Raw genomic sequence first — 19026 nt, forward strand, 5'->3', positions numbered from 1 at the left:
TCGGTCACCATAAATAGCGACCCTACGTAATGACGAATGATTTCACGTACGTTTCGGTTGAATCTTTCAGCTTTGATTGACCAAAATCAACCAGCGATGCCGTTCGCGCAGCAGACGCTGATGCAGTTGCTCAAGCTGCTGCAGCGTCAGTGCCTGAATAGCCGCGCGATTGAGAGTGGCCAGGCCGTGCTGCTGGCGCAGGGTTTCGAGTGCGGCCTCGCCATTGTCTTTGCTTGCGCATTGCGTCATTAAGCTTGCCTGCCATGCCGCCAGCTTTTGCGGCGAGATTGCCGCGATCTCGGAGACCATCTCACGCATAAAGCGTTTGCAGTGACCCAGCAGCGCGCGCCAGGAGATATCCGGTGATTGCAGCGCCAGCATCAAGCCATCCACATCCGCCACCCGCTGATAGCGCGCCGACACCACATAGCCAATTTGCTGATCCACGCGCAACCGCTGGAAGAAGCGCGTTTCCAGCATCAGCGCCAGCACGCGTAAAGCGGCCAGGCTGGCATCGTCGGCCTGCGGTAACGGCATAAACAGCAGCAGCGCCTGATCGCGCCCGTCGCAGGCGATGGGCACGATGCCGTGTTGCAGTCGTGCCGGCGGCGTGTCGCGCGCCAGATCCGGCGTAAAATCGCTGAGCAGATGCGCCACGCGCTGGCTTAATGCGGTATTGGTGCCGCACCATGCCGCCAGCCATTGTGGCGCGGGTAATGGCTTGATCAAGCGAGTGGGCAACGCGGCGAGCAATTGACGAATCACAATCGAAGGGGTATTCGCTGCGGGTTGCGCCAGCATCGGCGTGTTCAGCGCCAGTAATGCCTGATGCACGCTAAACAACGCGCGATCGGCGGATGCAGGCAAATTGAGCAGCAGCTGCCAGCTGGCATGCGTCTGTTGCCAGCTGCCGTTGCCACCCGCGTGGCGCAATTCCGCCAGCAACGGGCGTAACTGGCGCTGCCGCGACTGCGCGTCTTCCTCACTCAAGGTCTGATAAAACGCCGGACGCAGCAGCAGCGTTTCAACCTGTTTTACCGGTGCAATCAGCGGCAACGGCTGCGCCACGGGCGAGAGACGAGGGAGCGGAACAGCGGCTGAAGCAGGATAGAAGTGAAACGCTGCGGGTTTGGTCGCAGCCAACGACGGCGGCAGCCACTCGGCCAGTTGCAAGGTAAAGCCCTGCGTGTGATGCGGTGCGCCGTCAATCTGTTGCTGCGTGAGCAGACGCGTGCGCGGACAATCTGGCAACGCTGCGGCAAAATCCGTGAAGTTGTCTGGCAGCGCGCAACCCGGCGCGAAGCCCAACGCCCGGCCGCGCAACTGTTCCAGCGGCGACAAGGTCGCGAAATCTTCCTGCGCGAGCTGTGCGTAGTGCTGCAGCTGAATCGCATTACATTCAGCTAACGCAGCCAGATGCTGCCAAACGCGTTGCTCAATCTGTTGCGCCTGCGCCAGGGAAATGCGCCTGGCGCTAAAGCGCAGCGCCAGTAACGCTTGCTGCTCATCTTGCCATAACCAATGCGCGTCAAAGGTTTCGCATAACGCCTCAACGCGCAACTGCGCCAGCAAGCTGCCGGGCGCTTCGTCCTGCCAGAATGCTGTTAATAAGGTGACATTGTCACGCACAGTCTGCTCATCGCCCGCGACCAACATCGTCAGCCAGAAATTTTCTTCACCGCCTGATAGCAGTAAACGATCGCCTTGCAACAGCGTAGCTTCAACAGCCGCAGCGCGTTCACCACCCGCCAACAAACTGCCGCCGAAGCGTGCCGCCAGCTGTTCGAGCTCATCCAGTGATTGCGGGCCTTGCAGCCAAAGTTCCATGTTTTCAGCGCAATACAAGCGGCTATGGAAATCGCGTAGTGCGAACTGCAACGCCGTGACATTGTCACCAAAAGCCTGCCGACTGCCGACTCGGAAGCGCTGGAAACGTTCCGGCAACTTATCCAGCACGGCAGCTTCACTCAGCGTGTCGGCATGGTTTTGCAGCAGTTGATACTCAGCCTCAATCACCGCCGCTTCCTGCTGAATGGCCTGCGCTGTCAGCAACGGTGCCGCCAACATGTCACACAGCCGCTGCACGCCCGCTGAGAGCTCTGCAGCCGGGAGCTGAAAGAAATAGGCGCTGCGGCTTAACTGCGTGGTGGCGTTCACCTGGCCGCCCTGCTGCTGCAGCCACGGCATCAGGCGGTCGTCGTCGCGAAAAGCTTCGCTGCCGCAAAACAGCAGATGTTCCAGCAGATGTGCCAAACCCGGCCAGCGATCCGCTTCATCCAGACTGCCGGCCTGCACGCGCATCAGCGCCGCCGCCTCACGCGCGTCGGGCTGATGATAAAGATGGCAGCGCAGGCCGTTGGCGAGCGTGAGCTGGCGCGCGTGCATCAGGTGACGCGCTGCTTAAAGATCAGTTCGGAGTTGCTGCGATTGCGGAATTGCAGCTGCTGGATTTTGATGTCGCTGCAGTTGGCTTCGCGCCGTGCTTCGAGGATCTTGCCGTGATGCGGCGATTTGCTGCACACCGGATCGGTGTTATCGGCATCGCCGGTCAGCATAAAGGCCTGACAGCGACAGCCGCCAAAGTCTTTCTCTTTTTCATCGCAGGAGCGACAGGGTTCCGGCATCCAGTCAAAGCCGCGATAGCGGTTAAAACCAAACGAGTTGTACCAGATATCGTCCAGCGTGCGCTCCAGCACCGACGGGAACGCAACCGGCAGCTGACGCGCGCTGTGGCACGGCAACGCGGTGCCGTCAGGCGTGACGCTGAGGAAGATCGATCCCCATCCGCCCATGCAGGGTTTCGGCCGCTCTTCGTAGTAATCCGGCGTCACGAACAGCAGATTGGTGAGATTGCCGCTGGCGCCCATGCGCTGACGATAATCGGCCACCACCGCTTCGGCGTTGGCGATCTGCTCGCGCGTCGGCAGTAATCCTTCACGATTGAGCTGCGCCCAGCCATAGAATTGGCAAGTCGCCAGCTCGACATCGTCGGCTTCCAGTTCGATACAGAGATCGATGATTTTGTCGATCTGGTCGATGTTATGGCGATGCAGCACGAAATTCAGCACCATCGGATAGCCGTGCGCTTTCACCGCTTTCGCCATCTCCAGCTTCTGCTGGAAGGCCTTTTTTGACCCGGCCAGCGCCGCGTTCAGCGTTTCATCGCTGGCCTGGAAACTGATCTGGATATGATCGAGTCCGGCGTCGGCAAAGGCGTCGAGTTTTTTCGCCGTCAGGCCGATGCCGGAGGTGATCAGGTTGGTGTAGAAACCGAGATCGCGCGCGGCGCGAATCAGTTCCGGCAGGTCCTTACGGGTTAGCGGTTCGCCGCCGGAAAAACCGAGCTGCACGCTGCCCATGGCGCGCGCCTGACGAAACACCTCAATCCACTGTTCGGTGGTCAGCTCTTTCTCCTGCTGGGAAAAATCCAGCGGATTGGAGCAATACGGACACTGCAGCGGGCAGCGATAGGTCAGTTCTGCCAGCAGCCACAGCGGTGGCGTCACGCTTTTACTCGGGTTCACGACACTGTATCCATTTTTGTTCGATGGCGGATTGCAGGAACTCTTTGACGTCGTCGCCGACACCGCCCGCGTCCGGAAAACGCGCATCCAGCGTGGCAACGATCGCCGCCACATCCTGTTTGCCATCCACCAGTTCGAGGATCGCCACGGCGGTCTCGTTCAATTTGGCCATGCCTTCCGGATAGAGCACCACATGGCTATCCTGCGCCGCTTCCCACTGCATGCGGTAGCCGCGACGGAAAGCCGGAATCACATTATCTTTCATGTTGTTATACCAGTCTTGTGCTGTGCCAGGACACCTGATCGGTGACCGTATGATAAGGCGGACGTTGCAGCGCATACGCCATGGTCATGGCATCGAGCATGGTCCAGAGAATATCGAGTTTAAACTGCAGGATCTCCAGCATGCGGTTCTGCTGCTCGGCGCGGGTAAACACCTCAAGCGCCAGCGCCAGCCCATGCTCCACATCGCGGTTCGCCTGGCTCAAACGGCTGCGGAAGTAGAAATAGCCTTCCTCTTTGATCCACGGATAGTGCTGCGGCCAGCTGTCGAGACGCGACTGATGAATCTGCGGCGCAAACAGCTCGGTGAGCGAGCTACAGGCCGCTTCCTGCCAGTTAGCACGGCGCGCGAAGTTCACGTAGGCGTCCACCGCAAAACGCACGCCCGGCAGCACCAGCTTCTCTGACAGCAACACGTCACGTTCCAGCCCCACCGCCTCACCCAACTGCAGCCAGGCTTCAATCCCGCCCTCGTGACCGTTGCTGCCGTCGTGATCGAGGATGCGCTGCACCCATTTACGCCGCGTCGCCGCGTCCGGGCAATTCGCCATGATCGCCGCATCTTTTAGGGGAATATTGGTTTGATAGTAGAAGCGGTTCGCCACCCAGCCCTGAATCTGCTCGCGCGTCGCCTCGCCATTGTGCATGGCAATGTGATACGGGTGATGAATGTGGTAGAACGCGCCTTTATCGCGCAGCGCCTGCTCAAACGCGGCGGGCGATAATGCTTCAGTGATGATCACGATGCAAACTCCTGCAGATGAATCGCCATGCCATCCCAACTCACTTCAATGCCCTGCTGCGTCAAATAGGCGCGCTGCGGCGATTGCTCATTAAGGATCGGATTGGTGTTGTTAATGTGAATCAAAATCTTGCGTTTGGCCGGCAGCGCAGCCAGCAACGCCATCAAACCTTGTTCTTCGGCCAGCGCTAAGTGGCCCATCGCTTTGCCGGTATTTTTGCCAACGCCGGTGGCGAGCAGCTCGTCGTCCTGCCACACCGTGCCATCAATCAGCAGGCAATCGGCTTTTTGCAGCCACGGCATGATCACCGCATCCGGCTCGCCGAGTCCCGGCGCGTAGAGCAGCGTTTGGCCGTTGGCGGTGTTTTCAATGAACAGCGCCACGTTGTGGCCCGGCAGCGGGCGATCGCGATACGGCGAATACGGCGGCGCGTTGCTGAGAATCGGAATCGCGGTGAACTGCAAACGGTGGCAGACATCGACGCGGAACGGCTCCAGCGGCGTTAATGCATGATGCTGCAGACCGCCATTCCAGTGCTGCAACATGGTGAAAATCGGGAAACCGCTGGTGAGATCGCCATGCACTTCCGGCGTGCACCACACCTGATGCGGACAGCCTTCGCGCAGGCTCAGCAAGCCGGTGGTGTGATCGATTTGGCTGTCGGTGAGAATGATGCTACCAATCGCCGTGCCGCGCAGCACACCCTTTTTGATCAGTTCTGGCGTGTGGGCGATTTGCTGGCTGATGTCCGGCGAAGCGTTGCACAGCACCCAATCTTCACCGTTGTCGCTGACAATGATCGAAGATTGCGTGCGCGCCTGCGCCTGAATGCTGCCGTTGCGCAGGCCGCTGCAATTGGCGCAGTTACAGTTCCACTGCGGGAAGCCGCCGCCCGCCGCTGAACCGAGGACTTTAATAAACATGAACGTTGACCAAAGAGAGAAAACAAAATGCCCGCACGAACGGCGGGCAGAAGTCTTAGCGGTTGGAGATGTACAGAGTCACTTCCAGGCCCAGACGCAGGTCAATAAACGCAGGTTTTTTCCACATAATGGTCTTCCTCATAAAACAAAAACGCAGAGAGATCTCTGCTGAAGAGGATTGCGGCTGTGACTTAGATCACATCGCAATCCGTACGCGCGCAGATGTTGCGCCAATGTAGCGAGCAGATCAACCCTGATTCGGTAAGGGAATGGTGCTAATCCTGCCAAATTTGTTGCAACACGCGCTGCCAGTTGCCCCATGCGAGCTGCTCAAGTGCTGTTTGATCGTAGTCGAACGAACGCAACAACGCATAAAGATGCGGTAATCCGCTCACGTCTTTCAGCGCCTCAGGCACGCTGATGCCATCAAAATCGGAGCCCAGCGCCACATGATCGCGGCCCATTATCGCGATCAGGTGCTCAACATGTTTAACAATTTCGATCAATGCGGTGTCGCTGTCGCGTTTTCCGTCGCTGCGCAGAAAAGCGTTGCCAAAATTCACGCCCACCACGCCGCCGCTGTCGCGGATGGCGCGCAGCTGATCGTCGGTCAGATTGCGTGGCTGCGCGCAGAGCGCGTGCGCATTGGAGTGCGTCGCCACCAGTGGCGCGGTTGACAGGCGCGCGGTGTCCCAAAAGGCTTTCTCGTTCATGTGCGACATATCGATCAGCATGCGATGGCGATTGGCAGCGGCGATCAGCTGCTCACCTTGTTCGGTCAAACCTGGCCCGCTGTCCGGTGAGTTGGGGAATGATCCGCTGACACCTTCGCCAAAGCGATTGGGCAGATTCCAGAACGGCCCGATGCTGCGCACGCCCGCCAGGTAAAACGCATCAAGCGCTTCACCCTCGCCATCAAACCCGTCCGCGCCCTCAATATGCGCCACCAGCGCCAGCACGCCGTCAGCGCGACAGGCGGCAATATCGGCGGTGTTAAGACATAACCGCGCCCGCCCGTCAGATTGCGCCGCCAGCGTTTTCAGGATGTCGAGTTGCTGCCAGAGAATCGTCAGTGGATCGAGATTTTCCTCCGCTCGCTGCGGCGCGACCTCTTTGACATAGCGCGCTGGCGGCACGAACATCGCGAACAGCCCACCGGCAAAACCGCCCTGCTGCATGCGCGGAAAATCCAGATGGCCCTTTTCGATGCCGTGAAAAAAGGCCTGCGCCGGATCCTCGCGATGATGCAGCCACAGATTGAGAAGCAGGTCGTTATGACCGTCGAAGGTTTTTAGCAACATGAGGGGTTCTTTGACGAAACAACATGGCGCCATGCTACGCGCGCGCTGCTGTTTCGCCAAATGCGGGCGCACAAAGGGTTAGTTCTGCGCAACCTTTAAGCCGTGATAAAAAGTTGGTTTCACATCAAGATGCTGCTGGATCAAACCGTATTTCTGGTAGAAATCGGCGGTCTCCTGCTGCTGGGCGATGGTGGCATCATCAATGCTTTGCCAGTGCGATTTGCGACGTGAGAAGGATTTCGCCGCCGCCTCTTTCGGGAAACCGATGATTTTTGCCAGCGTGGTGGAGTACTCATCGACATGGCTGTTGGCCCAGCGATCGGCGGCGGCTAAGCGATTGACGTAATCCTGCAGCGCCGCGCGTTTGGCTTCATCGTTTAGCGCGGCGTCGGTGGCGGCGAGGAAGCTGTTGCCACTGGACAGGCCAACGCCGTTCACCAGCACGCGTCCGGTGTGGGTCACTTCCGCCAGCGCGGTATAAGGATCCCACGTTGACCAGGCATCCACCGAACCGTTTGCCAGCGCGATGCGCGCATCCGCCGGCGTTAAGAAGCGCCAGTTAACCTCTTTATCGCTGACGCCCGCCTGCTCCAGCGCTTTGAGCGCCTCAAAGTGACCAATCGATCCGCGTCCGGTAGCGATGCTTTTGCCCTTTAGCTCAGCAACGGTTTTGATGGGCGAATCCGGGCTGACCAGCACCGCCAATCCTTCGGGCACCGATTTGCTCACCGCCACCGCTTTCACCTGCGAACCGGCCGCCAGCGAGAACAGCAGCGGCGCATCGCCGATAATACCGGCATCCACCGCACCGGCATTTAGCGCTTCCGCCAGCGGAGCCGCCGCCGGGAACTCGGCCCATTCGATTTTATAATTGAGGTTGCTCAACTGCTGAGCCGCTTCCATTTCGGCGTGCATATTTCCCTTTTGATCGGCAATGCGCAGCGTCACGGTTTCTGCCGTCGCCGCACCGCTGGCTGTCACGATTAATAGTGCCAAAGCTGCTCTTTTCATTGTATTTTATCCCATCGCGCAAAACCCCAGCCTAACCCGCGCGCGCCAAATGACCGATGCCGATTTCGCATGAGATATGCCGCGTGGCGCATAAAGACTATGCATGCAATCACCGCAATTATCGTAGCCGCGCAATTTATTGCGCAATGTCGGGAGGAGCGCGGTGTCGCCTGAAAAATGCGCGATTAATCGCGCCGCTACAGAGTGTGCGCGCAAGAGTCTGAACCCGGTTGTCACTTTTGCGCGAGTGGTTGTCAGCAATGCGCGAGCCGCGCCGCGCGATGCTGGGCGAGACTGAACGCCACATTACAAGGAGATCGTTATGCTCACGCAACCCGCTACAAAATACCGCCCGTTTCCGGTTATCGACTTACCCGATCGTCAGTGGCCCTCGCGCCAACTGACGCAGGCACCGCGCTGGCTCTCTACCGACTTACGCGACGGCAATCAGGCGCTGGCGACACCAATGGACAGCGCGCGCAAGCTGGAGTTCTGGCAACTGCTGCTGCGCTGTGGCTTTAAGGAGATTGAGGTGGCCTTTCCGGCGGCATCGCAGACCGATTTTGATTTTGTCCGTTTGCTGATTGAGCAGAAGCACATTCCAGACGATGTGGCGATTCAGGTGTTGACCCAGGCGCGCAGCGATCTGATTGATCGCACCTTCGACGCGCTGCGTGGCGCGCCGAACGCCATTATTCATCTCTACAACGCCACCGCGCCGCTGTTCCGCGAGCGCGTGTTCCGCCAGAGCAAAGCCGAGATTATCGAACTGGCCTGCGCCGGTGCGCGTCAAATTCGCGCCGGTTGCGAAGCGCAAAAGGATACCGCGTGGACCTTCGAGTATTCGCCAGAAACCTTCTGCTTTACCGAACCGGAGTTTGCGCTGGAGATTTGCGAAGCGGTGGCGGCGATTTGGCAACCGGGCCCGGCGCGTCCAATGATCATCAACCTACCCGTGACCGTCGAAGTGAACACGCCGAACGTCTATGCCGATCAGATTGAGGTTTTCTGTCGCCACTTCAGCCAGCGATCGCAGGTGTCGATCAGCGTGCATCCGCATAACGATCGCGGTACCGGCATCGCCTGCGCCGAGCTGGCGCTGCTGGCGGGTGCCGATCGCGTGGAAGGCTGTTTGTTTGGCAACGGCGAGCGCACCGGCAACGTCGATATCGTTACGCTGGCGCTCAATCTCTACACTCAGGGCATCGCGCCGCAGCTCGATTTCAGCGATATCCAGCAGGTGCTGGAAGTGGTGACGCGCTGCAACCAGCTGCCAGTGCATCCGCGTCATCCGTATGCCGGTGAACTGGTGTTTACCGCCTTCTCCGGTTCGCATCAGGATGCAATACGCAAAGGCTTTGCCGCCCGCGCTGAGCGTGAAGAAGCAATCTGGCAGATGCCGTATCTGCCGCTCGATCCGCTGGATATCGGCTGCAGCTACGAAGCGGTGATCCGCGTTAACAGTCAATCGGGTAAGGGCGGCGCCGCCTGGCTATTGGAGCAGAATCACGGTCTGCAACTGCCGCGCGGCTTGCAGCAGGATTTCAGCCGTCTGGTGCAGCAGCAAACTGACCAGCACGGTCAGGAGATGACCCATCACGCGCTGTGGCAGCTGTTTTGCCAGCATTACGGCTTAACCCAGCCCGCGCGTTGTTTGCTGGAAGCGGAAAGTCACAGCGACGATAAAGGCGAAACGCGCCTCAAGGCGCGGCTGCAACAGGGCGCGAAGCAGTTGATGCTGGAAGGTAAAGGCAACGGCTTGCTCTCAGCCGCCGTTGCCGCGCTGCGTCAGCGCTATGACGTAATCATCACCATTGAGGATTATCACGAACACACGCTGGGCAAACGCAGCGACAGTCGTTCGGTGACCTACATCAGCTGCATTAATGCACGCGGTGAACGCGCGTGGGGCGTGGGCATTGATAATGATGTGGCGCGCGCTTCACTGCAGGCGCTGCTCAACGCAGCGCACGCTTTTCTGCCGCAGGAAAGTAGTTCGCTGGCGTGACGCCGAGCACGCGGCGAAACATCGCGCTGAAGGCGCTCGGGCTGTCATAACCGAGATCGAGCGCCACCGTCAGCACGCTATCGCCCTGCGCTAAGCGGGTCAACGCCACGCTCAGTCGCGCGCGGCGCACCCAGTCGCTGAATTGTAACCCGGTTTCGCGGCTGAAATGGCGCGCCAGTGTGCGTTCGGCCACGCACAGTTGCGTAGCCGCGCGGGCCAGCGTCCAGTTTTCCCCGGGCGCTTGCTGGATCTGCTGGCACAAACTCAGCAGCCGCTCGCTTTCCGGCAGCGGCAGACCAAACGGCAGCACATCCATCACGCGGATCTCATCGAGGATCAGCTCGTAAATCCGCTCGGCGCGGCTGCCGGAAGCGTACTGCTCCGGCAGCGCCAGCGCGCTGACAATCAACTCGCGCAGCAGCGGCGAAATCTGCACCACCTGACAACTGGCGGGCAGATCGGCGCGCGCCAGCGGATCCACAAATAGCGTGCGCGCGGCCACCGCGCCAACAATGTGCAGCGCGTGACGCGTTCCCGCCGGCAGCCAGACGCCGCGACTCGGCGGCACAATCCAGCTGCCGTGCTGCGTTTCCACTTTCACCACGCCGCTCAGCGTGTGGATCAGCTGGGCGCAAGCGTGGTGATGCCACGGCTCCGCGTCGCCATGCGCATAATCGTGCGCATAGGGCACCAGCGGACGATAGGCGAAGTCGAAGTTGAGCCGCGCACTCATGTTAGCGTTTCAGATATTGATAAACCGCCGCCAGATCCTGCTCGCCGTAACCGGCATCTACCGCTTGCTGCCAGACATCCACAATGTTTTCCAGCGCCGGCAGTTTGCTATCGCCCGCCGCATCCAGCGCCAGTTTGGCGTCTTTCAGCGCCCACACCAGATGCATTTGCGGGGTGAAATCGCCGCTGGCAATCATGCCGAGTTTCATTTTGGCGTACGGTGCCGCCAGCGGACCGCCATCCAGCACTTTCCACAGATCGTCAGTGCTGAAACCAAACTCTTCCGCCAGACGCGTACTTTCCGCCAGGCTCTGCATCAGACCAATCAGCCAGCTATTCACCACCAGCTTCATGCGCGAACTGGCGCCCGCCTCGCCCAGCCATTGCGTGCCTTTACCGATCGCGGCGAACACCTGCTCGGCGGCCTGCGCGTTGCTCTGATCGCCGCTGGCCATCACCAGGATTTGCGCATTCTCTGCTGGCGCTTTGGTGCCGGAAACCGGTGCATCGATAAACACCACGTCCGGACGCGTGCTTTTGAATTCCGCAATCAGTTGATCGGTGGCGGCCACGCCGATGGTGCCCATCTGGCAAATTGTCGCGCCCTGCTTGAGCGCGGAGCTGGCGTCGTTCAGCGCCTGACGCGTGGTATCGCCGTCGGCCAGCATGGCGATCACCACATCCGCGCCACTCACCGCTTGCGCAGCGCTGTCGGCCAGCGTGATACCTGCATCCAGCAGATCTTCGCCTTTGGCACGCGTGCGGTTCCAGCCGCACACCGTGAAGCCTTTTTTCAACAGGTTAGCGGCAAATGCATGCCCCATCGCGCCCAATCCCAGTACCGCGACCACAGGTTGTTGACTCATCATTCCCTCTCTTTTGTGCCTTAAGACAAAACCGCCAGACTGACAGAATTTCCCTGTCGCAGCCAGGCCAGAGATGCGATGAAAAAACATTTTCAACGCCGCAATGATGAATAATCCGTCATACTATTTACGCTTTTCAAACAAATGATAAAACGATTAACATACGTGCCATTAATGTTCCATTCGGTACATTCCACGCCCTTTTTACGGTCTTTCATAATGAAAATAGCTTTACTGCGACAGGCTTCGCTGCTGATGCTGCCTGCGATGTTACCGGTCTCGGCGCTGGCGGCAAACGCGGCCAGCAACACCATGGTGGTGAGCGCGGCGCCGTCCGCATCCGGACTGTCTGAACTGGATACGCCAGCGGCAGTTAGTGTGGTGTCCGGCGACGATATGCGCCACGCGGCACCGCGCGTCAATTTGTCAGAAAACCTCAGCAGCGTGCCCGGTTTGCAAATTCAAAACCGCCAGAACTATGCGCAGGACCTGCAGATTTCGGTGCGCGGTTTTGGTTCGCGTTCCACCTTTGGCCTGCGCGGCATTCGTATGTACGTCGACGGGATCCCCGCCACCATGCCCGACGGCCAGGGACAAACTTCCAACATCGATATCGGTTCCATCGATCACATCGACGTGCTGCGCGGCCCCTTCTCGGCGCTGTACGGCAACTCATCGGGCGGCGTGATTAACGTTGAAACCGAAACCGGACAGCAACCCACCACGCTGGAAGCCAGCAGCTGGTACGGCAGTTACGGCAGCTGGCGCAACAGCGTTAAAGCCAGCGGCGCAACCGGCGACGGTACGCAAGCCGGCGACGTCAACTACACGGTTTCCGCCTCGCGCTTTACCACGCACGGCTTCCGCGATCACAGCTCGGCGCAGAAAAACCTCGGCAACGCCAAACTCGGCGTGCGCATCGACGATGTCAGCACCCTGACGCTGTTGTTCAACAGCGTGCACGTTGAAGCGCAGGACCCGGGCGGTTTGACCGCTGAGCAGTGGAAAAATAATCCCCGCCAGGTCGCCAGCAACGTGAGCTTGTACGACGCGCGTAAAACCGTCGATCAGACGCAAGCGGGCCTGCACTATCAGCGCCAGATGAGTGAGAACGATGACCTGAGCGTGATGATGTACGCGGGTGAACGTGAAACCACGCAGTATCAATCCATTCCTAAAGCCACCCAGCTGCGCGCAGGTTATCCCGGCGGCGTGATCGCTTTGTCGCGTCATTATCAGGGCATTGATACCCGCTGGACGCACCGCGACGCGCTGTTCACCATTCCGGTAACCTTCACTGGCGGGCTCGACTATGAAACCATGACTGAGAAGCGTAAAGGTTATCAAAACTTTAACGGCGACGAGTTGGGCGTACAGGGCGAGATGCGTCGTAATGAACGCAACCTGATGTGGAACCTCGATCCTTATCTGCAAACCGCGTGGCAGCTAACCGATAAACTGTCACTGGATGCCGGCGTGCGTTTCAGCACGGTGAATTTCGACTCCAATGACTATTACGTCACCGACAGCGATCCCGATGACAGCGGCAATCGTCGCTATCACCGCTGGTTGCCTGCCGCTGCGCTGAATTACGCCATTGATAACAGCTGGAACGCCTACGTTTCTGCTGGTCGCGGCTTCGAAACGCCGACGCTGAATGAGTTGTCCTATCGCGCCGCCGATCAGGCCGGGCTGAATCTCAACCTGCAACCTGCCACCAGCGAAACGGTTGAACTGGGCAGTAAAAAACGCATCGGCAACGGACTGTTAACGGCGGCGATTTTCCAGACTGACACCAAAAACGAGATCGTTTCTGACAGCAGCTTTGAAGGCCGCACCAGCTACAAAAACGCCGGTGAAACCCGCCGTCGTGGATTGGAGCTGGGCCTCGACCAGCAATTCGGCGAGAGCTGGCGCTTCAAAGCCGCATGGACCTTGCTGGATGCCCGCTACCGCTCTAACGCCTGCGGCACCGAAAGCTGCGACGGCAACCGCATTCCCGGCATTGCCCGTAACATGGCTTACGCCGGACTGGCTTACGCGCCCGATCAAGGCTGGTATGCCGGAACCGATGTGCGCTACCTGAGCGATATCGCGGCGGATGATGAGAATGACGTGAAAGCGCCGTCATACACCGTGGTCGGCGTGAACAGCGGTTATAAGTGGCTGGTGCAGAACTGGACGTTGGATCTATTTGGCCGCGTCGATAACCTGTTTGACCGCAACTACATCGGTTCAGTTATCGTGAATGAAAGCAACGGTCGCTATTACGAACCGGCGCCGGGTCGCAATTACAGCGTGGGTCTGACGGTGAGTTATGCGTTTCAGTAAATAAACGCGTTGGATAGATGATATTAAAGCCCTGCAAGCCGCTTGCGGGGCTTTTTATTGGTTGAATATTGTCCAGCACGGCATATTGCTTTATAGTTATGTAGCAACATCTCTACATATCATGGAGGTCGTGATGACAGTGACGAGAATCAGCAGTCGAGCTTTTAATCAGGAGGTATCCCGGGCCAAGAAAGCCGCCGAGGAAGGCCCGGTTTATATTACTGACCGTGGCAATCCTGCACATGTTTTACTGACATTTGAAGCGTATAAAAAACTCACGGGTTCAAACCGAAGCATCGTAGATTCACTCGCCATGCCGGACGGCGTAGATATCGATTTTGAGCCAGAACGTGCGACCATAATCAACAGGGATGTGGAGTTCTAATGCGCTATTTGCTGGATACCAATGTTATTTCAGAATTACGTAAGGCAGGGACGCCTAAAGCCAATCCTCAGGTGATTGCCTGGGCTAAAAGCATTGATGCTGAAGAGATGTTTATTTCAGCATTAACGCTGATGGAAATTGAAAAAGGTATCCTTAAGTTCGCCCGTAAAGACCCTCAGCAAGCTCATCATTTACAGCGCTGGTATCAAGAGCAGGTTCTGACAGAATTTGCCTGGCGCACACTCTCTATTGATAGCGGCGTGGCCCGCCTTTGCGCTCAGCTGCATATTCCTGATGAACGCCCACATACCGATGCGCTGATCGCGGCGACAGCGATTCATCACGAGCTGATTCTGGTCACGCGTAACGTACGGGATTTTGATACCACTGGCGTGATGTTGCTGAATCCATGGCAGGAACGGTAGGCTCGCCATTCATGGCGTCCTGCAAGCCAGGTGCGCATGAATGCGCACCCTACGATGATCCTTACTTCAACAACGCCAGCACATCTTCGGTAGTGCCGGTTTCGCCCAGGCGCGGGAAAATGCGCTCGACGCTGTTTTTATGCGTTTCGGCATTCAGGCAGGTCATGGCGTCGGTTGCCAACGTGACGTTGTAACCCAGCTCATACGCCTGACGCGCCGTGGATTCCACGCCGATGCTGGTGGCGATGCCGCAAATCACCACTTGTGTGATGCCGCGCTGCTGCAGCTGCTCGTGCAGATCCGTGTTGTGGAATGCGCCCCAGGTTTTTTTGGTAACGATGATGTCGCCGCGCTGCTGCGCCAGGTCCGGCACCAACGTCGCCCAATCGGCTGGCAAATCGCCAGCGTGTTTCGGCTGCTCATTACGGCCAGGCGCGCCGCCCGCAACGTTGACCAGCACCACCGGGCGCTTTTGCCCACGGAATGCATCGGCCAGACGCGCTGAGCGCTCAATCACTTCATGCGCCTCTAACGGTGCGACCGGCAGCGCAACAATGCCGTTTTGCAGGTCAATCACAATCAGCGCGGTGTTGTCGTCAAGGGTAGTTAAAGCCATGTTGAGTCCTCTCAGGATTATTGGTCGGCAAGTCGTTGCAGTAAGGGAAGCGCGGCCAGCAGCGTGTGCTGTTCCTGCGGGCTCAGTTGCGTTGCGATGCTGTTGAGCAGCCAGTCATCACGTTGTGCGCGGTTGGCAGCAATCAGTTTCAGGCAGGCATCGGTGGGTTGATAGCGGGTTTTGCGGCCATCCAGCGGATCGGCTGCGCCCTGCACCATACCCAGCGTCTGCAGGCTCGCCACGGTGGCGCCCATCGACTGAGTGCGCACCCCTTCCAGCGTAGCCAATTCTGTTACCGTCATCGCGCCATCGCGCACCAGATAGCCGAGTACCGACACCTGCGGCCAGGTGAGATCGCCCGGCGGCGCCGATTCACGCAGGCGACGCGCCAGTTTGCCATTGATGCTGCGCAGTAACGCCGCCGCGCTGTTGAGGTCGCTCATGGCACCTTCTCCTTACTGATGAGCCGCGAGTATATAAATACGAAGGCAAACTGGGTAGTTTACCTTCGTATCAATTTGTAATTGTGCTGGATTGTTAGGTAGTCGCCATGCATGGCGATCCTAGGCGCGCTGCAGATAATGAATCAAACTGTGGAAACGCAGCGGCGTGCTGAGAGGATTGCGGTAGCTGTGCGGCGTGTCGGCGGCGAACTGGCTGGCCTGGCCCGAAAGCAAGCGACGCCATGTGCCTTCCACGCCCAGCAACAATTCGCCTTCCAGCACCACAACCTGCTCAATCACCCCGCTTTCATGCGCTGATGAATCACTCTGCGCGCCACCCGCCAGCGTCACTTCCAGCAAATCAAAACGCAGTCTGGCATCGTACGGCAGCAGCGGCTTAACCTGCATCTGCGCGTTGGGCTCGCTGAAGGTCGCCACGCTGCCCGGCGGTTGATCGCTGCCCTGCACAAAGAAGGAAAACGGCACGTTAAAGCCAGTGGCAATTTTCCACAGCGTCGCCACCGTGGGGCTCGATTCGCCGCGCTCGATCTGGCCGAGCATCGCTTTGCTCACGCCGGTGCGATCCGCTGCCAGCGTCAGGCTCCAGCCGTTGGCCTGACGCAACTGTTTCAGCGCCAGACTCAAATGTTGATGCAAATTTTCCATGTGTTCTCCCGAAAAGCTCGCGCGCAGTGTAGCACTTGTGCGCTATAACGCTCCATGCCACAATGTGCGTTATAACGCACAATCGGATGTGACCTGATGACCACCGCTACCACACGCAGTGCCTTCTCTTTCCCGATGCTGATTTCGGGTTTTATCGCCGTGCTGGTGGGCTACAGCAGCACGGCAGCGCTGATCTTCCAGGCGGCGCAGGCGGCGGGCGCTTCGCCGGCGCAGATTGGCGGCTGGCTGTCGATGCTCGGCGTAGGTATGGGGTTGGCCTCGCTCGGCTTATCGCTATGGACACGCATGCCGATCCTCGCAGCCTGGTCGACGCCTGGCGCGGCGCTGCTCGCCACCAGCGTGCAGGGTTTGACGCTGAATGAAGTGGTGGGCGTGTTTGTCGCCACCAACCTGTTGATTGTGTTATGCGGCGTTACCGGCCTGTTCGCTCGCCTGATGAATCACATTCCGCAATCGCTGGCGGCCGCGATGTTGGCCGGGATTCTGCTGAAATTTGGCATCGGCACCTTTAGCGGTTTGCAGAGCAATTTCGCGCTGTGCGGCAGCATGTGTTTGGTGTGGTTGTTGAGCCGCCGCTGGCTGCCGCGCTACGCCATCATTCTGGCGTTGATCGCGGGCGTGCTGGTGGCGCTCGGCCAGCAATCGATCCACTTTCCGCCGCATGCGCTGGCGATCAGTCGGCCGGAATTCATCATGCCGCAGTTTAATCTGGCGGCGCTGATTGGCGTGGGTTTGCCCTATTTCCTCGTCACCATGGCGTCGCAAAATGCGCCCGGCATCGCCACCTTGCAGGCGCACGGCTATCAGCCGCCGGTATCTGCGCTCACCGGCTGGACCGGCTTTATCGCTTTAGTGCTGTCGCCATTTGGCGGGTTTTCGGTGTGTATCGCTGCGATTACCGCTGCTATCTGTATGGGCGACGATGTCAATCCGAATCCGGCGCGCCGCTGGATGGCATCGGCATTGGCGGGCGTGTTCTATCTGCTGACCGGATTTACCGGCGGATTGATCGCCATCATGCTGAGCGCCTTGCCGCCAGTGTTAATTGCCACGCTGGCGGGCCTCGCGCTGCTGGCTACGCTGTCCGGCAGTTTGCAGCGCGCCTTAGCCGAACCGGATCAGCGCGACGGCGCCATCGTGGCGTTTCTGATCACCGCCAGCGGTGTTTCGCTGCTCGGCATCGGCTCCGCCTTTTGGGGTTTGCTCGGCGGCATGCTGACCTATGTGATCCTTTCCCCGCGCAGTCGCGCTTAAAATTTCAGCAATCTTCTCCGCACGCGGGAAAAACGCCCTGTTTTTCCCCTTTATCAGCCGTTTGATTTCGCTGCATTTGGCTTAAGATCACTATCATCGCCAAAAACACACACTGTTCTGCCTCAGACAACCACCGATAAGGGCCCAACGAGTGGCAAAAACTTTTCTGCGCAGCGGCAATCTGGACACGGTACTGGCACTGGGTGAAAACGGCCAGCCGGTCTGGACGTCCGCGCTGCAAATCCGTGAAACCCTGCGCCTGCGCCGCCAAACCACGCTGGCCAATTGCCTCGCGATCCCGCAGGTCAACGAGCGCGGTGACCGCCTCGATTGGTACGCCCCGTTTACTGGCAAAGTAAAATCCTGGCTGGGTGCCAGCGATCACGAGCGCCGTCAGGCGCTGGAACTGCTGACGCTAAACCAGCAGGATCTGCAGGCGCTGAGCCTGCGTGCACGCGATGCGGAGAATCCGGCGATGCGCTTGTTTGGTGCGTTGCTGAGCAAAACGTTGCAGTTCCCGGATCAGCAGTACGTTTATCTGGTGGATGGCAAACCGGTGATCACCTTCTGGGGCTTTGTTGATCCGCAGGCGCGTTCGCGTGATGACGCGCTGGCCTGCCTGCGCGATTCGCTGGAAGATGCGCTGCCGCCGCTGCTGCCAGAACCGCCAGCACCTGCTCCGCTGGTGGTTGCGCCGGTAATTGCGCCGCTGATCGAGGTGCCGCCTGCTGCTGCTCAACCGCTGATCGAGCCGGAACCTGAAGCCGAAGAACCGGCGGTTGAGGACATTGCTGAGCCCGCGCCTGAATCGCTCCCCGAACCTGTCGCGCCGCCACGTCGCGCCTTTACCGTGCGTCCGCTGATGCTGCTGTTGCCGGTTGCGGCGCTGGTGGCTGCGGGCGTCGCCTACTGGCTGCACAGCGCGCCGCAAACGGCTGCGATTAGCGTTGCGGATGTGCCGGTGCCGGTGAGTAAGCCGCCTGCCGTGATGGTTAAAGCGGAAAAACTCGCCACCACGCTGCCACAAACCGCCGCCACCGTCGTTGCCGCCGCGCCGGTTGCCACACCTGTCGCGCCGCCTGAGGTGGTGGCTGAACACACCGAACCGGCCAAAGCCGATGATTTGGTGATGACCACCGAAGATGCGCGCGTTGGATCGGTGAAATTTATTAACGGCACCTGGCGCGTCACGTTGCGTCAAACCAATCTGCCGACCGGCAAACCGCCAAGCCTGCGCTATCAAATCCGCAACGGCAAAGGCACCGCCACCATTACCCAGGGCGACAACATCCGCTGTAAAGCCGATGTCACCGCCGCGATGACCAGCGCCGGCAGCATGGAAGTGCGCAGCCGCTATACTGCGACCTGCAGCGATAAATCGCGTTACCGCATGCCGGAACTGGTGTGTAAAGCCGGTGATGGCATCGCCAGCTGTACTGCGCAATACGGCGCAGATCAGGTCTTCCCGTTGACGATTAAGCGTGAGAGTAAGTAA

Annotated in this window: 19 protein-coding genes; 6 read left to right on the top strand and 13 right to left on the bottom strand. The window is 59.0% G+C overall.

Annotated elements, in window-relative coordinates:
* Nucleotides 1-66: 66 nt before the first annotated feature.
* The 8 genes from pqqF to Q3H59_RS10855 all read right to left on the bottom strand — a co-directional run bounded on the left by pqqF (nucleotide 67) and on the right by Q3H59_RS10855 (nucleotide 7784).
* Complete coding sequence (gene pqqF / locus Q3H59_RS10820; RefSeq protein ID WP_309834770.1) at nucleotides 67-2385, bottom strand: pyrroloquinoline quinone biosynthesis protein PqqF; 2319 nt, start codon at nucleotides 2383-2385, stop codon at nucleotides 67-69.
* Nucleotides 2385-3524: a pyrroloquinoline quinone biosynthesis protein PqqE gene (gene pqqE, locus Q3H59_RS10825; protein WP_101764482.1), complete on the bottom strand. Its 1140-nt coding sequence runs from the start codon at nucleotides 3522-3524 to the stop codon at nucleotides 2385-2387. Before pqqE ends, pqqF begins: the two co-directional genes overlap by 1 nt.
* Entirely contained in the window at nucleotides 3511-3789 is a 279-nt protein-coding gene (gene pqqD, locus Q3H59_RS10830; RefSeq protein ID WP_061720121.1) for a pyrroloquinoline quinone biosynthesis peptide chaperone PqqD, read from the bottom strand. Before pqqD ends, pqqE begins: the two co-directional genes overlap by 14 nt.
* 4 nt (nucleotides 3790-3793) lie before the next feature.
* Nucleotides 3794-4549: a pyrroloquinoline-quinone synthase PqqC gene (gene pqqC / locus Q3H59_RS10835; RefSeq protein ID WP_101764483.1), complete on the bottom strand. Its 756-nt coding sequence runs from the start codon at nucleotides 4547-4549 to the stop codon at nucleotides 3794-3796.
* Complete coding sequence (gene pqqB, locus Q3H59_RS10840) at nucleotides 4546-5472, bottom strand: pyrroloquinoline quinone biosynthesis protein PqqB (RefSeq protein WP_192411898.1); 927 nt, start codon at nucleotides 5470-5472, stop codon at nucleotides 4546-4548. The genes pqqC and pqqB overlap by 4 nt, the downstream gene beginning before the upstream one ends.
* A 55-nt stretch (nucleotides 5473-5527) precedes the next feature.
* Nucleotides 5528-5599 carry a pyrroloquinoline quinone precursor peptide PqqA gene (gene pqqA, locus Q3H59_RS10845; protein WP_002905689.1) on the bottom strand — a complete coding sequence of 24 codons (72 nt, stop codon included), beginning with the start codon at nucleotides 5597-5599 and terminating at the stop codon, nucleotides 5528-5530.
* Between the two features lie 148 nt (nucleotides 5600-5747).
* Entirely contained in the window at nucleotides 5748-6773 is a 1026-nt protein-coding gene (locus Q3H59_RS10850; RefSeq protein WP_280172785.1) for a dipeptidase, read from the bottom strand.
* Between the two features lie 78 nt (nucleotides 6774-6851).
* Nucleotides 6852-7784: an ABC transporter substrate-binding protein gene (locus Q3H59_RS10855; RefSeq protein WP_309834774.1), complete on the bottom strand. Its 933-nt coding sequence runs from the start codon at nucleotides 7782-7784 to the stop codon at nucleotides 6852-6854.
* Nucleotides 7785-8106: 322 nt separating this feature from the next.
* Here Q3H59_RS10855 and leuA point away from each other — a divergent pair, with 322 nt between their 5' ends.
* On the top strand, nucleotides 8107-9792 hold the full coding sequence (gene leuA, locus Q3H59_RS10860; protein ID WP_309834775.1) for a 2-isopropylmalate synthase: 1686 nt from the start codon (nucleotides 8107-8109) through the stop codon (nucleotides 9790-9792).
* On the opposite strand, the gene Q3H59_RS10865 is transcribed toward leuA, so the two are convergent.
* Entirely contained in the window at nucleotides 9743-10525 is a 783-nt protein-coding gene (locus tag Q3H59_RS10865) for a helix-turn-helix transcriptional regulator (protein WP_309834777.1), read from the bottom strand. The genes leuA and Q3H59_RS10865 overlap by 50 nt on opposite strands.
* Before the next feature lies 1 nt (nucleotide 10526).
* A complete protein-coding gene (locus tag Q3H59_RS10870) occupies nucleotides 10527-11480 on the bottom strand; it encodes an NAD(P)-dependent oxidoreductase (RefSeq protein ID WP_309834778.1) in 954 nt (317 codons plus the stop codon).
* A 129-nt stretch (nucleotides 11481-11609) separates the two neighbouring features.
* On the opposite strand from Q3H59_RS10870, the gene pqqU reads away from it, so the two are divergent.
* The 3 genes from pqqU to Q3H59_RS10885 all read left to right on the top strand — a co-directional run bounded on the left by pqqU (nucleotide 11610) and on the right by Q3H59_RS10885 (nucleotide 14531).
* A complete protein-coding gene (gene pqqU / locus Q3H59_RS10875; RefSeq protein WP_271459840.1) occupies nucleotides 11610-13721 on the top strand; it encodes a TonB-dependent receptor PqqU in 2112 nt (703 codons plus the stop codon).
* A gap of 133 nt (nucleotides 13722-13854) precedes the next feature.
* A complete protein-coding gene (locus tag Q3H59_RS10880; protein ID WP_101764487.1) occupies nucleotides 13855-14106 on the top strand; it encodes a type II toxin-antitoxin system prevent-host-death family antitoxin in 252 nt (83 codons plus the stop codon).
* Nucleotides 14106-14531, top strand: coding sequence for a type II toxin-antitoxin system VapC family toxin (locus tag Q3H59_RS10885; RefSeq protein ID WP_280172781.1), 426 nt, complete (start codon nucleotides 14106-14108; stop codon nucleotides 14529-14531). Before Q3H59_RS10880 ends, Q3H59_RS10885 begins: the two co-directional genes overlap by 1 nt.
* A 61-nt stretch (nucleotides 14532-14592) precedes the next feature.
* Here the strand turns inward: Q3H59_RS10885 and Q3H59_RS10890 are convergent, their stop codons facing one another.
* The 3 genes from Q3H59_RS10890 to Q3H59_RS10900 form a co-directional block, all read right to left on the bottom strand.
* Nucleotides 14593-15147, bottom strand: a complete 555-nt coding sequence (locus Q3H59_RS10890; RefSeq protein WP_280172780.1) for an isochorismatase family protein — start codon at nucleotides 15145-15147, stop codon at nucleotides 14593-14595.
* A gap of 17 nt (nucleotides 15148-15164) precedes the next feature.
* Complete coding sequence (locus Q3H59_RS10895) at nucleotides 15165-15590, bottom strand: MarR family winged helix-turn-helix transcriptional regulator (RefSeq protein WP_192233724.1); 426 nt, start codon at nucleotides 15588-15590, stop codon at nucleotides 15165-15167.
* Nucleotides 15591-15710: 120 nt separating this feature from the next.
* A complete protein-coding gene (locus tag Q3H59_RS10900) occupies nucleotides 15711-16256 on the bottom strand; it encodes a helix-turn-helix domain-containing protein (protein WP_280172779.1) in 546 nt (181 codons plus the stop codon).
* Nucleotides 16257-16352: 96 nt separating this feature from the next.
* Here Q3H59_RS10900 and Q3H59_RS10905 point away from each other — a divergent pair, with 96 nt between their 5' ends.
* Entirely contained in the window at nucleotides 16353-17531 is a 1179-nt protein-coding gene (locus Q3H59_RS10905) for a benzoate/H(+) symporter BenE family transporter (protein WP_309834785.1), read from the top strand.
* Nucleotides 17532-17682: 151 nt separating this feature from the next.
* Nucleotides 17683-19026, top strand: coding sequence for an SrfA family protein (locus Q3H59_RS10910; RefSeq protein WP_309834787.1), 1344 nt, complete (start codon nucleotides 17683-17685; stop codon nucleotides 19024-19026).

This window comes from Pantoea sp. SORGH_AS_0659 (genome assembly GCF_031453915.1).
GTDB lineage: Bacteria > Pseudomonadota > Gammaproteobacteria > Enterobacterales > Enterobacteriaceae > Pantoea > Pantoea leporis.